This is a genomic window from Paenibacillus sp. GD4 (assembly GCF_030846225.1).
In the GTDB taxonomy this organism is placed as follows: domain Bacteria; phylum Bacillota; class Bacilli; order Paenibacillales; family NBRC-103111; genus Paenibacillus_G; species Paenibacillus_G silviterrae.
In genome coordinates, this window is sequence record NZ_JAVCYK010000001.1 from 1,371,308 (window position 1) to 1,384,432 (window position 13,125).

A 13,125-nucleotide genomic window follows, 5' to 3' on the forward strand; every position below is an offset into this window, starting at 1 on the left:
TTATATCATCTCTTTGGCCAATTCATCACTAATCGTCACAAGATCCGTAGGCTTGCTGCTCTGCAATATCGACCGTGCGTTCTCCACTTCCAAACGTAATTGGCGAATTTGCTCCATCGGGCGCTTAACATAATGAATATACTCAACCGCCAAATGGTGATCCGGCTTTTTCCCGGCAAACATCCTGCGTAAACCTGACATGGACTGGTAGCTACGCTCTTCCATTTGCCGTTTTTTCTCATAACGCTCGATCAATTGCTCCATTTCAACGATTTGCTCCTCTTTTCTGGCGATAAACGTCTCCAGAAAAGGGTAAACCTCCGCCGCTTTCCGATGTGTCACCGGCTTTGTACTCCCTGTTATTATAGCGTTCAGCACGAAACATCACCCTTTGATGTTAACATTTATCACAATACTTATATATTACACCAAAACATTCGGCTTGAAAACATCCATTTTTGTTCGGAAATGAAGAAATAAGAGCTTCATCATCCTTCAAAGGACAGGAAGCTCTTATTTCTCCGTTTTTATGTCAGCTATTCTTATAGTTTATCTCTCACACCCGCTGCCTTGGGCTTTCCTTGCGTTTGGCTCGGCTACCTTCTCCGCAAAAACCTCTTCGGCAAACTCCGTATCGATTTTTTTATTATTCTTGTTTTTGTTTTTTGCCATCCTTCTCACCTCCCGCATGTTACTTAGTATTAGCGGGCTTGTCAGACGGTATGTTAGCAAATGTATCCCTCTTCAGTTCAGACCAGACTGCTTCGGTCAGTTTTCCGGAGCCTCTTTTGACCACATAAACGTTGAGGGTTTTCTTTCCCCATTCTTTATATACTTGATCCTTCGTCTCGAAATAAAGATCAATGCGATTCCCTTTTACCGCACTTCCGGTATCCGCAACGACTCCATAGCCGTAACCGGGAATATACAGTACGGTACCGATAGGGAACACAGCGGGGTCAGCCGCAATCGTAGAGAAAGCATATTCATCGCGCAGTACGCGAAGACCGGATCTTGTCAGTCCATATTCCGGGTGTCCGGGATTTTTCCCCGTGGATTCTTTCCCTGCATAATAGCCGGTCGCTACTACCTCAATCGAGGAATAACGGGACAGGTCCTGATTCGTATTCGGGAACAGCTTATAGCTTCTGGCTTTCTGTGTGGAGACTGGCGCTGCCGGGGCCTCCGGCTTCGTTTCCGGCTTGCTGCTGGCAACAGCGGCAGCATTCGGTACCAATGTGCCTTCCACAGGCGGTGCAGCATTCGGTGCCCCCTGGCCGGCCAAAGAAGGACGCTCCTGTTCGAACCACACGAACGCAGTAAGAATGACAGTAACTAGACAGATCCATTTTGCATGGCTTGCCGTATTGGATAACATAAGTTGGTTTGTAACCTCCCCTTATGTCTTTCAGGTTTTCCAAGTAGGGAGGGGATTATACGCATAAACCCATGTTCATCCATGAACGGCAAAAAGAGGCTGTGTCCCAGGTACCTCTCGGACACAGCCTCTAAATACAATTATACTTGCTTCGATCGGATATCCTCGCTGATCAAGCCGATAACTTCATCCAGCGGCTGGACGCCTAAGTCGCCCTGCCCCCGTTTCCTAACGGATGCACTCTTCGAGCTGGCTTCATTCTCGCCCACGACAAGCATGTACGGGATTTTCTCCAGTTGCGCTTCACGGATTTTATAACCCAGCTTCTCATTGCGAAGATCGGCCTCTACACGAATACCCGCCTGCTGCAGCTGTTCCGTCACTTCCTTCGCATAAGCGTCGAACGCTGTGGAAACCGGCAAAATTTTCGCTTGAACCGGCGACAGCCAAGTCGGCAAGGAGCCCGCAAAGTTCTCAAGCAGGAAGGCCGTCATACGTTCCATTGTCGAAATGATGCCGCGGTGAATGACAACCGGGCGATGCTTTTGACCGTCCTGGCCTACATACTCCAGCTGGAAGCGCTCCGGCAGCAAGAAGTCGAGCTGCGCCGTCGAGAGGGTCTCTTCTTTTTTCAGCGCGGTCTTGATTTGTACGTCCAGCTTCGGACCATAGAATGCCGCCTCGCCTTCCGCCTCGAAATAAGGAAGACCGAGCTCCTCTACCACTTCTTTCAGCATGCGCTGGGACATTTCCCACATTTCGTCGTTCTGGAAATACTTCTCGGTGTCCTTGGGATCACGGTAAGACAGACGGAAGCGATATTCTTTGATTCCAAAGTCTTCGTATACTTGACGAATCAAATTGACAACGCGAGCGAACTCTTCCTTGATCTGGTCCGGACGGCAGAAAATATGGGCATCGTTCAGCGTCATGGCGCGCACACGATGGAGACCGGTCAGAGCGCCTGACATCTCGTAACGGTGCATCGTGCCTAGCTCGGCTACACGGACCGGAAGATCGCGATAGCTGCGCATTTCGCTCTTATATACCATCATATGGTGAGGGCAGTTCATCGGGCGGAGAACAAGCTCCTCGTTATCCATGACCATTTTGGGGAACATGTCCTCTTGGTAATGCTCCCAGTGTCCGCTTGTCTTATACAGCTCCACATTCGCCAGAACCGGTGTGTACACGTGCTGATAGCCGAGACGCTCCTCCAGATCGACGATGTAACGTTCCATTGTCCGGCGGATTTTGGCGCCGTGCGGCAGCCATATCGGGAGGCCTTGTCCCACCTCGTTGGCGAAGGTGAACACCTTCAGCTCCTTGCCGAGCTTGCGATGGTCGCGCTTCTTAGCCTCTTCCAGCAGATGCAGATGCTCGTCCAAATCCGCTTTTTTCGGGAAGGCGGTGCCGTAAATACGCTGCAGCATTTTGTTCTTCGAATCTCCGCGCCAGTAAGCACCGGCCACGCTCAGAAGCTTAAAGGCTTTGATTCGTCCGGTAGAAGGCAAATGCGGGCCGCGGCACAGGTCGAAAAATTCGCCTTGATCATAGATCGTAATGACGGAATCCTCTGGCAGATCACGAATCAGCTCCAGCTTGAGCGGATCCTCCAGCTCCGTGAAGATGCGGATTGCTTCCTCGCGGCTTACCTCACGGCGGCGAATCGGCAGGTTTTCGCCTACAATGCGCTCCATTTCCTTCTCGATCCGAACCAGGTCATCCGGAGTCAGAGAGGATTCCATATCAATATCGTAATAGAAGCCGTCTTCGATGACGGGACCGATGCCGAGCTTCACATTTTTCTCGCCGTAAATACGCTTAATCGCCTGAGCCAGCAAGTGTGCTGTGCTGTGACGATAAACCTCCAGGCCGTCCTGGCTGTCCAGCGTTACGATCTCGAGTCCCGCATCCTGCTCAAGCGGTGTGCTCAGATCCACCATCTTACCGTTTACCTTGCCGACAACCGCATTTTTCCGAAGACCCGGGCTGATAGAGCCTGCAATTTCCTCCACTGTGATGCCTTGCTCGTACTCGCGAACGGCACCATCGGGGAATGTTACCTTGATAGCCATAACTTCCTTACCTCCTGCATGCTGTAAAATATAAAAAAGCGCATCATCCTCAAAGGGACGAGTGCGCTTAGCTCGTGGTTCCACCCTAATTCGATCCGCATCCGAAGGGAATATCCTCTTACGACGATCACGAATCCTCTAGACATTCGGTAACGGGAATGATTCGGCGGCTTATACTGCTTGCATCCGGGCAGGATGCAAGGTTCCAAGCTGCAGCTACAAAGGGGTACTTCACCGTCGTCGCGCAAGGAGCTTGCAGCCGAGTCCCCTCTCTCTGGATCGTTCGTTTCAGTAAAGTGTGACTTTGATGTCCGCTTTATCCTTTATTATATTCAGCCGCCGTCGTTCGGTCAAGCTGGTGGCACAGACGGCAGTAGCTGCAAATTTCGACCCGGTTCTCAAAAATTTGCTTGATCGTTTTGATCACCTGAACGTCAGGCTCTCGCGTATGAATGTACACCTGTCCCGGAGAGACTGTGATCAGCGTACTCACGATCATATCCTCGAAATTCATATCCTTTTCGAGCATCTCCATCGTCACCGTTGCTTCCGCGTCGTCGGTATCGATTTGCTCCATACGGTCGTTCAGCAGCATAAACTCATTTCCGCCCTTATGAATCAAATGTACGAACGGAATTTTCGCTTCCTGGATATAGACGAAATATTTGAGCAGCGAGATGAACTCTTGATATTGGCGATCCATCACATACTCATCCACAGCATATTCCACGACATCCCTCAGCTCGTCAAGGTAAGAGCCTAGGCGGAAGCGAAGGAAGCCCTCCAAATGGAGCTCCGTATTTTGCTGCAAATAGTCCTCCAGCTCAAGCACGATCTTGTGTCTGCGTCTCTGCCGGGCCTTCTGGCCGGACATCGGTTCGTCGGTCTCCTCCGAGCCGTCCAGCATTTGAAGACAATAATCCATGATGGACCGGATATCCTCCTCCTGATCGTAGTCGAACTCCCTGCGGATCAGCATATGAAGGAGATCCGCTTCCGCTTCATCCAGAATATAATCGGCCAGCAGCTCCGCCGTATCATGATATAGGCTATGAACCTCGGCATTTAGAGTAAAATGCGGCAGAAGTCCATATAAGTCGATGGAAAAAAAGCCGTCACCGCGTCGCACGGACAGATCGAGCTTCGCCTTATTATGTACATAATAGTCGGATCGTTGAATGGCCATGACAAGCTTTTCTGCAAGTTCTTCCGGGCTTTTCATTAATGTTACCGTAAACAGCTTCAAGTCCAATCACTCCTTTTCGACCCTTCACTCTCCTTTAAAGTATATGGTCAGGTAGAAGCATATATACAAACAACAAGGGACCATGGTATAGTAAATAAATGAAAGTCAACACATTTTTACAGTACCTGTAATTAATGGAGTGAAATGGTATATGTCGTTTGATTTGCTGCAGAACGTCCATCTGCCCCGGTGGAATCGCAGACTTCTTACCGGCTTTTGGGGCATTGTTGGCTTATCCGTTCTACTAACGGCGATCTTCGATGCGGTGGTCTGGCTGCAAGGGTCATCCTCCGATATCGTACCTATCATCTCCGTGAATACCCTTCGGATTTGCGCAAGCCTACTGCTGGTGGAAGCGCTCCACGCATTCCTTAAGCCATGGCAAGACTACATTGTCCTCTTCGGTGCAGCGCTGCTTGCTGTCAACCTGATCATTTCTTTTCCTTTGACTAGTCCTCTGCTGACTACGCTTTACCTGCCCATCATGGTCTCCGTTTTTTATTTTCAGCGCAGAAAAGTCGTTTTCGGGCTTCTTATCAGCCTGCTAAGCTTTATTTACCTCTATGCGGGGCAAATGACACAGTACAGCATTTATCAATTAAATGAATTGCTTGCCATGCTTGGCGCATTGATCGTAGGAGGAGCCGTAGCCTTAGGGATTGTAAGCCGCGGAGCCGAGCTGCTGAAATTTTTGCGTAACGCCCTTGCTTCCGAGCAGGAGCTTCGTATTCAGAATATACTGATGGACAAGCTGTCCAAGACCGATGCGTTGACGGAGTTATACAACCATATGTCCTTTCATGAATACCTGGACGAGCTCATCCTGCATGGAGAAAAGCATCACCTCGACTTTACCCTGGCGGTTCTCGACATCGACCGATTCAAGAAGGTGAACGATACCTACGGACATCGTGCGGGGGATGCGGTGTTAAAGCGTGTGGCTTCCGTCCTTCGGGACATGGTTTCGCCCAATGATTTTGCCGCCCGTTATGGGGGGGAGGAATTTGCCGTTTTGTTCACCGACACGTCGCCGGAATCCGCTGTAGAGCAGGCGGAGCACATACGAAAGTCCATTGCGCTCATGAAGCATCCGGAGCTGGATTATCAGCCGGTAACCATCAGCATCGGCATTCATTCCTACGAGCAGGGCTGCAGAAAAGAGGAACTATTCATCGGAGCGGATGAGGCCTTGTATGAAGCCAAGCGTAACGGCAGGAATCAAACCGTAGTTTATAATGAATCGGATCAACACAAAAAGCGCCCATCTCCCACGAAGTAGCCTTTGGGAAATGCGGCGCTTATTTTGTAGTGAATTAGTTTTGCATGATAAAATCTTTATCTACACGAGTTGCTTGCTCGTCGTCAAACACGCGGAGAATATCATACTTTGTGTTACGCTGTGCCGGAATTTTGCCGGCCTCTCTGATCAGGCGCAAAATGCTCTCGATATTCACCTTATGTGTCGTACCCGCAGCGGATACCACATTTTCTTCAATCATAGTGGATCCGAAATCGTTGCATCCATAATGGAGGGACTGCTTGCCGACCTCAGGCCCCATGGTCACCCAGGAGGACTGGAAGTTCGGAATGTTATCGATCATAATGCGGCTGATCGCCACATTTTTCAAATAATCCTCAGCACCCAGCTTCTCTGCCTTCATGTTCGTGTTATCCGGCTGGAAGGTCCACGAGATAAACGCTTTGAATCCTTCCGACGGCCAGCCGTTTGCTACACATTCATCCTGCGCATCCCGGATCCGCAGCAAGTGCAGTGCGCGCTCCTCGCTCGACTCCCCGAAGCCGATGACCATGGTACCGGTAGTATGCATTCCTACGCGATGGGCCGTCTGCATGACGTCCATCCAATCGCGCCAGGACCCCTTTAAGCGGCTGATCTTACGTCTTGTCCGATCATCGAGAATCTCTGCTCCCCCACCCGGCAAGGAATCCAGACCCGCTTCATGAATTTGTCGAACAACCTCCTCCAAGGAGAGACCGTCCGACACATCCTTCATCTTCATGATCTCTGCAGGGGAGAACGAATGCATCGTAATCTGAGGAAACCGTTTCTTAATCTCACGCAATAAGTTTGTATAATAGCTAAAAGGCAGGTTCGGGTTCGTGCCGCCCTGCATCAGAATCTCCGTACCGCCTACATCGATGGTTTCCTGAATTTTCTGGAAAATAACCTCATCCGGGAGAACATATCCTTGCTCCGAGCCCGGTGGGCGGTAAAATGCGCAAAACCGGCAATACACATCGCATATATTGGTATAGTTTACATTCCGGCCAATGACAAACGTCGTAATGGGTTCCGGATGAAACCGCAGCATGATTTGATTGGCGACATGGCCCATTTTCTCAATCTCGTTCGACTCGTAGAGCTCCATGCAGTCTTCTGCGCTGATGCGGTTTCCTGCTAATGCCTGATCTAGAATGCGGTCTATAGAACGCATACGCTTCACTCCTTTATGAGTCCATCCTAACATAAAAGCAGCCTTACGGCTACATCAAAAGACCGCCATCCAGCGCTGAGGCTCGAGGCGGTCGGTAGGTTATGGCATTTATGGATCGTGCGATCCTTACTTATTCCCTTCAAGCTCAGCCTGAGCCAAATCAATGGCACGGGAGAGGTCGGCAATCAGATCGTCAGCATGCTCGATCCCTACGGAATATCGCAGCAGCTTGTCGTCTACCCCGACCTTGCGGCGAATTTCCTCCGGAATGTCAGCGTGAGTCTGCACCGCCGGATACGTCATTAGCGACTCTACTCCGCCCAAGCTCTCAGCGAAGGCGATGAGCTTGATGTGCCTAAGGATCGGTTCGATGTACCGCGCATCCTTCATTTTGAAAGAGAAGATCCCGGTATTGCCGGAGGACTGCTTCTTCTGGATTTCATGACCCGGATGGGATTCCAACGCAGGATAATACACAGACTCTACCTGCGGGTGATTCTGCAGGAAGTTGGCGATCTTCGTTGCATTCTCCTGATGACGCTCCATACGAAGCGCCAGCGTCTTCATCCCGCGCATCAGCAGCCAGCTGTCCTGCGGTCCCAGAACGGCGCCGATCGAGTTGTGCAGGAAGGCCATTTGCTCGGAGAGCTCCTTACCCTTGGTCACGATAAGTCCGGCGAGCACGTCGTTATGTCCGCCCAAATACTTGGTCGCGCTATGGATGATGATGTCGGCCCCGAGCTCCAGAGGACGCTGAAAGAAAGGCGTCAGAAGCGTATTATCAACGATAGTAAGGATGTTTTTCTTCTTCGCCCATCCGCACACCAGCTCGAGATCGGTAACCATCATCAGCGGATTGGTCGGAGTCTCGATCAATACCGCCTTTGTATTCGGCTGCACGCCGGATTCAAGTGCATCCAAATCATTCGTATCCACGTAGGTTGCGGTCACGCCGAACCTGGACATGATTTTCTCAAGCAAACGGTAGGTACCGCCATAAAGGTCTAACGAAACGATCAAATGATCACCTTGGCTGAACAAGGCGAAAATCGTCTGTAATGCCGCCATGCCTGAGCTGCAGGCGAATCCGGCGTCGCCGGATTCCAGCTGAGCGATGGCGTCCTCAAGCACCTTGCGCGTCGGGCTTTTCGTACGGGCATAGTCGAAGCCCGTGCTCTGTCCGAGCTTCGGATGGCGGAATGCCGTCGCTTGGTAGACAGGAAAGCTGATCGCGCCTGTCACCGGCTCTTCTTGAGAGCCGATCTGTGCGAGACGGCTCTCGATTTTCCACTTCTCATGACTCATATAACGTACTCTCCTTTGTGAAGATCAAACGGCGTTTCCTGATACACATAATAATTCAGCCAGTTGGAGAACAACAGGTTCGCATGCGCCCGCCAAGTATTCAACGGCTGTCTCGAAGGATCGTCGTTCGGGTAATAATTTTGGGGGATATCAATCTGCATTCCTTTGTTCACATCGCGGTCATACTCATTCTTCAGTGTACACGCATCGTATTCAGAATGGCCGGTAATGAAGATCTGCTTCCCGTCCCGCGTCGCCGCAATATAAACGCCGGCTTCTTCGGATTCGGACAAAATCTCCAGCTCAGGGTGACGCTCGATATCCTCCCGCCGCACTTCCGTATGGCGTGACTGTGGAGCTAAGAACAACTCGTCGAAGCCGCGCAGCAGCTTCACATTAGGGCGGTTCACTGTATGAGGGAACACGCCGAACAGCTTCTTATCCAGCGCATACTTGGGAACATTGAAGTGGTGATACAAACCGGCCTGGGCCGCCCAGCAAATATGCAGCGTCGAGGTTACGTTCTCGCGGGACCATTCCATGATTTGCTGCAGCTCCTGCCAGTAGTACACGTCCTCGAAATCAAGCGTTTCTACCGGAGCCCCGGTAATAATCATCCCGTCCATCCGCTCGTGCTTGACATCCTCGAAGGTTTTGTAGAATTGAGCCAAATGCTCCTGCGACGTATTTTTCGAGGTGTGCGTTTTCGGGTGCAGGAGCACGAATTCGACCTGAAGGGGAGTATTGCCGATAAGTCTCAGCAGCTGAGTCTCGGTCGTTTCCTTCGTCGGCATCAAATTCAGGATCGCGATGCGCAGAGGACGAATGTCCTGATGAAAGGCCACGCTTTCATCCATCACGAAAATATTCTCATTAATCAGCACTTCTTTCGCCGGTAAAAAATCAGGAATCTTAATAGGCATTAGGCTCACTCCTTCGAATGTAGGATTGGGATTCGTCGTTTCCTGCGCCTGCCGCGGAGCACCAAAAAAGGCCGTCTTCGCGCGGGCGAGAAGAGGCCTTTGTATATATCACATCGTCCTCTCTCATCTCTCAGAAGCTTACATACCGCTTCCGCAAGATTTAGCACCGTGCAATTCTTTGCCTTTTCGTCGTGTCGTCGTCATCGTGCGCAAAGATATTGTCGGTTGCCGGGTATCATCGGGCTAGTCCCTCCACCTGCTCTTGATAAGAGTTTGAAACCGAATCTATTCAATTGTTTTGGGTTAATACTAATGTAATCGAAATTACGGTCTTCGTCAAGCATCGATATTGGGACGCCTACACCCCTTAGGCCCCCATAATGCGGCACCAAACGTCCTCAGCACTCATATACTAAGCAAAAGGCAAGGATTTCAACGCAACTCCTGCCGTTTTCTCCTTGAATTGTGAAAAATGAAGGTTTATACTAGACAAGTATCTTGGACAAATCGTGTAAAAGGGGTGCAGTATTTCGAATGGACGGAGACCCGAGGAGTAGTATCTCTGTTTGTAACAACCGCATACAATTCCGTCAAGGACGTTGCGGCCACTCGCGTTACGTTCGTTCGGCATCCGCTGACATGCTACGCCTGTAGTCCGCCAGTTTGCCGACAGCCGACCGCTGCTGCCTCGAAGCCTTGACGGAACACTTCGTACAAGGGGGAGAGCGCCATGAAAGCACGCTTGGTGCAGGACGGCATTTTTACACTGGTGGAGGATATCACTTTAACGATGGAGGCGCCCGAACGGGGATTTTATTGGATCGACGCCGATATCGAGGACCTTGAGCTGCTTCAGCCCTTATTCCACCTTCATGAGCTGGCTGTTGAGGATTGCTTATCCGAGGAGGAGCAGCGTCCGAAGATTGAGCTCTATGACACGCACTATTTTATCGTCATGAACAGCATCCGTTTTGACGACGAAGAGATTTTTCTTCGCGCCTTGAACATCTTTTTGGGGAAGCATTACATCATCACGGTTACGCGCCAGAAAATCAATGAGATCCGTGCGTTGAAGCCAATTCTGTGGGAAGAGGAAGTTACCTCGCCCGACCAATTTCTCTATCACCTGATGGATCTCGTTGTCGATAATTATACCAATGTCGGCGATCGGATCGAAGCGAAGATTGAGAAGCTGGAAGAGGATATTCTGATGCACACGAAGAAATCGCATCTGAACGAGATTATCGGATTGCGAAGTGAAATTTTGTGGTTAAAGAAGGTGCTGATTCCTCAGAAAGAGGTTATCGCCACGCTGAACCGCAAGGATTTGCGGCTGATCAGCGAGCCACTTCGCAAGTACTTCGGCGATATTTACGAGAATGCTGTAAAAATCTCGGAAACGTTCGATACGTTCCGCGATTTGATGGGCAACTTGCGAGAAGCTTACCAGTCCAGTATTGCGAGCCGCGCCAACGAAATTATGCGCGTATTTACGGCGCTGACGACGATCTTCATGCCGTTGACCTTCATCACTGGCATTTATGGAATGAACTTTGATTACATCCCCGGTCTCCATTCCGAGCTGGGCGGCTTATATGCCGTATGCTTTATGGTGGTTGTAGGACTGACCATGCTGTGGTATTTTCGCAAAAAGGATTGGCTGTAGAGCCGATCCTTTTTTCTTGTTGTTTGCTGCGGTTAACCGATACTGCGCTGATCCTCGATCCGGCGAACCCGATCGATGGTTGAATCAAGATCCGTTTCAAGCATCCGTATGCCCCGCTTAATATGCTTGACGTCGAGGGCCACTTCATCGATCTGAAGCTGCAAGCTGTGATGAACGCGGTCAAGCCGGTTTTCCAAGGAATCCATCCTGCTGTCCAATGAATCCATTCTACTATCCAATGAATCCATTCTGTTGTCCAATGAAGTGATTCTGCCTTCTAATGTATCGATTCTACCGTCCAGTCTGTTCTCCATTGTGTCAACTCGCGTGTATAATGCATCCAATTTGGCGTTCGTGATCTCCTGGTTTTTTAGCACGGCTTGCAGAATGGATTTGATTTCTTCCATGTTCTGTATCCTCCTTGGACTCTCTTAGCTTCATGATACTCCAGTACCTGCACGTCTTCAATAGATTTCCAGCTGTTTCACGGAAAAAGAGAGGGCTCCAGACAGAAGCCCCACCTTTCCTTTACATTATTGCTCTTACCCTGCCTCTCTTGCCGTAGTCGCAGCATTCGTCCTGCGGAATTTCAGCCTCAATAGCCGAAGCCATTCGTATACCCGATCTGCATCCTTAGCCGACAGCTCCTCCTGCTTGTACATCGCTTGCAATATTGGCTTCAGGTACCGATCCCCTTGCAGCTCGAAGGCCTGCCAAGCCGCTTCGCGTTCCTTCTCCGGCACCTCGTTCAGCATCCTATCGATGTAAGGCTCCAGATCATAGCCCTCTCGATCGAGCTCCTCAATCCACAGCAGCAAATCCCTTCGTTGAATGCGCGATTGCTCCTGGAGCGAATCGATCTTTTCCCCCTTCGTAATCACCTCGAGAAGCTTGCGTTTGGTCTCTTGCTTGTCCGCCTCCGCCTTCCGCTTCCTCTCCTTCTCCTGCAGCAGCCATGCGAAGAACTCCCCCTGCGTGACCTCTTCCGCTACCCATGACAGCGGGAAAGCACGCTTCTGCTCCTGCTCCGCCGTCATGGACAAAATATCCGCCGCATAGAGCCCCGCCTTGTTCTTCCCGATGCCCGGAAGCTGCAGCAGCTCCTCTTCCGTTTTCGGAACGAAGGTGCTGATCAGCTTCAATACCCGGTTCGTTGCGATGATGAAGGGCGCCTTCCCCTCTTTGCCGGCCTGCTTCAGTCTCCATTGGCGAAGCTGGTCGTAAAGCTCCTCGTTGCTATTCGCTTCGCTATAGTAGTGGAGACGCTGAATGTACATGGTCCTCCCGTCCACCGTAAGATCACCGGAACCCATTTCCAGCAAAGGGATAAACCCTTCCAGCTGCTTCTCCAGGATCCGTTCGCGGAACACGGCCAGCATCTCATCCCAATGAATACCCTCGTACCAGGACTCCTGCGAGGCTCTCCCGTCCTCCTTTACATCACTCCACATCACGTACCATGTCCCCTGGGCCTCGCCGATCGATACCTGGGCCGTTCTTACCCGTTCCTCCTCTGTCTTCTTCTCCAAGCTGTTCAGAAACATCAAATTCAAGATGAGTCCCCCTTCAATGCAATTTAGATTTTCCAAACGCAAAAAGCACCTCTCCTACGAAATCGTAGAAGAGGTGCTTCCTCTTTCGGTTTGAAATTATTACCATATTAACATAGAAAATCCTGATTCGCAACTACCAATTTTGGATAGGTTCGACCTTTACCGGACAAACTGTTACCAGAAAACGAGAAGCTTAGGAGGCCTGCACCAATGGAAGAAAACCGCAGTCAAGACGGCTTCATTGAGGAAGATAAGCACGTTTATACGGATCTGGCTACCGTAGAATCTCAAAGGAACGATCTTACCGCCGAGGAATTCCCGGAGGGTCCCTACGGCTCCTCTTTACCGTTGGAATCCTTAGGGAAAAGCACTCCGTGGAGAGAAAGTCAGCGTTCGAACAATCGCTTCACTTACGAGGACCGCGAGTTTCACGCGGGCAGGTCCCGCGAGTATCCCGGGGATCATCCCACTCACGATTCGTCTGGGGATGATCAGCCGCACTAAAAGAAAACGAGCTCTG

13 protein-coding genes and 1 riboswitch are annotated in these 13,125 nt (G+C 50.6%); of the genes, 3 read left to right on the forward strand and 10 right to left on the reverse strand.

All coding sequences use genetic code 11. The annotated features are described in order from the left end of the window. The 5 genes from RAC89_RS06560 to ytxC all read right to left on the reverse strand — a co-directional run bounded on the left by RAC89_RS06560 (nt 1) and on the right by ytxC (nt 4,702). Nucleotides 1–342 (reverse strand): hypothetical protein, encoded by a 342-nt coding sequence (locus tag RAC89_RS06560; RefSeq protein ID WP_306612548.1) that lies wholly within the window; start codon nt 340–342, stop codon nt 1–3. Nucleotides 343–549: 207 nt separating this feature from the next. After that, nucleotides 550–672: a hypothetical protein gene (locus RAC89_RS06565; RefSeq protein WP_306612549.1), complete on the reverse strand. Its 123-nt coding sequence runs from the start codon at nt 670–672 to the stop codon at nt 550–552. A 19-nt stretch (nt 673–691) separates the two neighbouring features. Continuing rightward, nucleotides 692–1,378 (reverse strand): 3D domain-containing protein, encoded by a 687-nt coding sequence (locus tag RAC89_RS06570; RefSeq protein WP_306612550.1) that lies wholly within the window; start codon nt 1,376–1,378, stop codon nt 692–694. Nucleotides 1,379–1,518: 140 nt separating this feature from the next. Beyond that, nucleotides 1,519–3,456 carry a threonine--tRNA ligase gene (gene thrS / locus RAC89_RS06575; RefSeq protein WP_306612551.1) on the reverse strand — a complete coding sequence of 646 codons (1,938 nt, stop codon included), beginning with the start codon at nt 3,454–3,456 and terminating at the stop codon, nt 1,519–1,521. Nucleotides 3,457–3,772: 316 nt separating this feature from the next. After that, the gene (ytxC, locus tag RAC89_RS06580; protein WP_306612553.1) at nt 3,773–4,702 is read right to left on the reverse strand and encodes a putative sporulation protein YtxC; all 930 of its coding nucleotides are present in this window, start codon (nt 4,700–4,702) and stop codon (nt 3,773–3,775) included. A gap of 151 nt (nt 4,703–4,853) precedes the next feature. Here ytxC and RAC89_RS06585 point away from each other — a divergent pair, with 151 nt between their 5' ends. Continuing rightward, nucleotides 4,854–5,981 (forward strand): GGDEF domain-containing protein, encoded by a 1,128-nt coding sequence (locus tag RAC89_RS06585; RefSeq protein WP_306612555.1) that lies wholly within the window; start codon nt 4,854–4,856, stop codon nt 5,979–5,981. 34 nt (nt 5,982–6,015) lie between these two features. Here RAC89_RS06585 and mqnC read toward each other — a convergent pair whose 3' ends face one another. From mqnC to metA, 3 genes are all read right to left on the reverse strand, one after another. Continuing rightward, the gene (gene mqnC, locus RAC89_RS06590) at nt 6,016–7,158 is read right to left on the reverse strand and encodes a cyclic dehypoxanthinyl futalosine synthase (protein WP_306612557.1); all 1,143 of its coding nucleotides are present in this window, start codon (nt 7,156–7,158) and stop codon (nt 6,016–6,018) included. Nucleotides 7,159–7,284: 126 nt separating this feature from the next. Further along, nucleotides 7,285–8,463: an aminotransferase class I/II-fold pyridoxal phosphate-dependent enzyme gene (locus RAC89_RS06595; protein WP_306612559.1), complete on the reverse strand. Its 1,179-nt coding sequence runs from the start codon at nt 8,461–8,463 to the stop codon at nt 7,285–7,287. Continuing rightward, the gene (gene metA / locus RAC89_RS06600) at nt 8,460–9,386 is read right to left on the reverse strand and encodes a homoserine O-acetyltransferase MetA (RefSeq protein ID WP_306612561.1); all 927 of its coding nucleotides are present in this window, start codon (nt 9,384–9,386) and stop codon (nt 8,460–8,462) included. The genes RAC89_RS06595 and metA overlap by 4 nt, the downstream gene beginning before the upstream one ends. Before the next feature lie 120 nt (nt 9,387–9,506). Further along, a riboswitch (SAM riboswitch) is annotated at nt 9,507–9,658 on the reverse strand. A 458-nt stretch (nt 9,659–10,116) separates the two neighbouring features. On the opposite strand from metA, the gene corA reads away from it, so the two are divergent. Beyond that, nucleotides 10,117–11,052: a magnesium/cobalt transporter CorA gene (corA, locus tag RAC89_RS06605; RefSeq protein ID WP_284641335.1), complete on the forward strand. Its 936-nt coding sequence runs from the start codon at nt 10,117–10,119 to the stop codon at nt 11,050–11,052. A gap of 32 nt (nt 11,053–11,084) precedes the next feature. Here the strand turns inward: corA and RAC89_RS06610 are convergent, their stop codons facing one another. Then, the gene (locus tag RAC89_RS06610) at nt 11,085–11,459 is read right to left on the reverse strand and encodes a hypothetical protein (protein ID WP_306612562.1); all 375 of its coding nucleotides are present in this window, start codon (nt 11,457–11,459) and stop codon (nt 11,085–11,087) included. Nucleotides 11,460–11,594: 135 nt separating this feature from the next. Further along, on the reverse strand, nt 11,595–12,596 hold the full coding sequence (locus tag RAC89_RS06615) for an HRDC domain-containing protein (RefSeq protein WP_306616058.1): 1,002 nt from the start codon (nt 12,594–12,596) through the stop codon (nt 11,595–11,597). 219 nt (nt 12,597–12,815) lie between these two features. Between RAC89_RS06615 and RAC89_RS06620 the strand changes: the two genes are divergently transcribed. Beyond that, complete coding sequence (locus tag RAC89_RS06620) at nt 12,816–13,109, forward strand: hypothetical protein (protein WP_306612563.1); 294 nt, start codon at nt 12,816–12,818, stop codon at nt 13,107–13,109. The last annotated feature ends 16 nt before the right edge of the window (nt 13,110–13,125 follow it).

Excerpts from the sequence above, each read along its gene's own strand:
- RAC89_RS06565 (WP_306612549.1), bottom strand. The coding sequence starts at position 672 with ATGGCAAAAAACAAAAACAAGAATAATAAAAAAATCGATACGGAGTTT.
- RAC89_RS06570 (WP_306612550.1), bottom strand. The coding sequence starts at position 1,378 with ATGTTATCCAATACGGCAAGCCATGCAAAATGGATCTGTCTAGTTACT.
- thrS (WP_306612551.1), bottom strand. The coding sequence starts at position 3,456 with ATGGCTATCAAGGTAACATTCCCCGATGGTGCCGTTCGCGAGTACGAG.
- RAC89_RS06585 (WP_306612555.1), top strand. The coding sequence starts at position 4,854 with ATGTCGTTTGATTTGCTGCAGAACGTCCATCTGCCCCGGTGGAATCGC.
- mqnC (WP_306612557.1), bottom strand. The coding sequence starts at position 7,158 with ATGCGTTCTATAGACCGCATTCTAGATCAGGCATTAGCAGGAAACCGC.
- RAC89_RS06595 (WP_306612559.1), bottom strand. The coding sequence starts at position 8,463 with ATGAGTCATGAGAAGTGGAAAATCGAGAGCCGTCTCGCACAGATCGGC.
- metA (WP_306612561.1), bottom strand. The coding sequence starts at position 9,386 with ATGCCTATTAAGATTCCTGATTTTTTACCGGCGAAAGAAGTGCTGATT.
- corA (WP_284641335.1), top strand. The coding sequence starts at position 10,117 with ATGAAAGCACGCTTGGTGCAGGACGGCATTTTTACACTGGTGGAGGAT.
- RAC89_RS06610 (WP_306612562.1), bottom strand. The coding sequence starts at position 11,459 with ATGGAAGAAATCAAATCCATTCTGCAAGCCGTGCTAAAAAACCAGGAG.
- RAC89_RS06615 (WP_306616058.1), bottom strand. The coding sequence starts at position 12,596 with ATGTTTCTGAACAGCTTGGAGAAGAAGACAGAGGAGGAACGGGTAAGA.
- RAC89_RS06620 (WP_306612563.1), top strand. The coding sequence starts at position 12,816 with ATGGAAGAAAACCGCAGTCAAGACGGCTTCATTGAGGAAGATAAGCAC.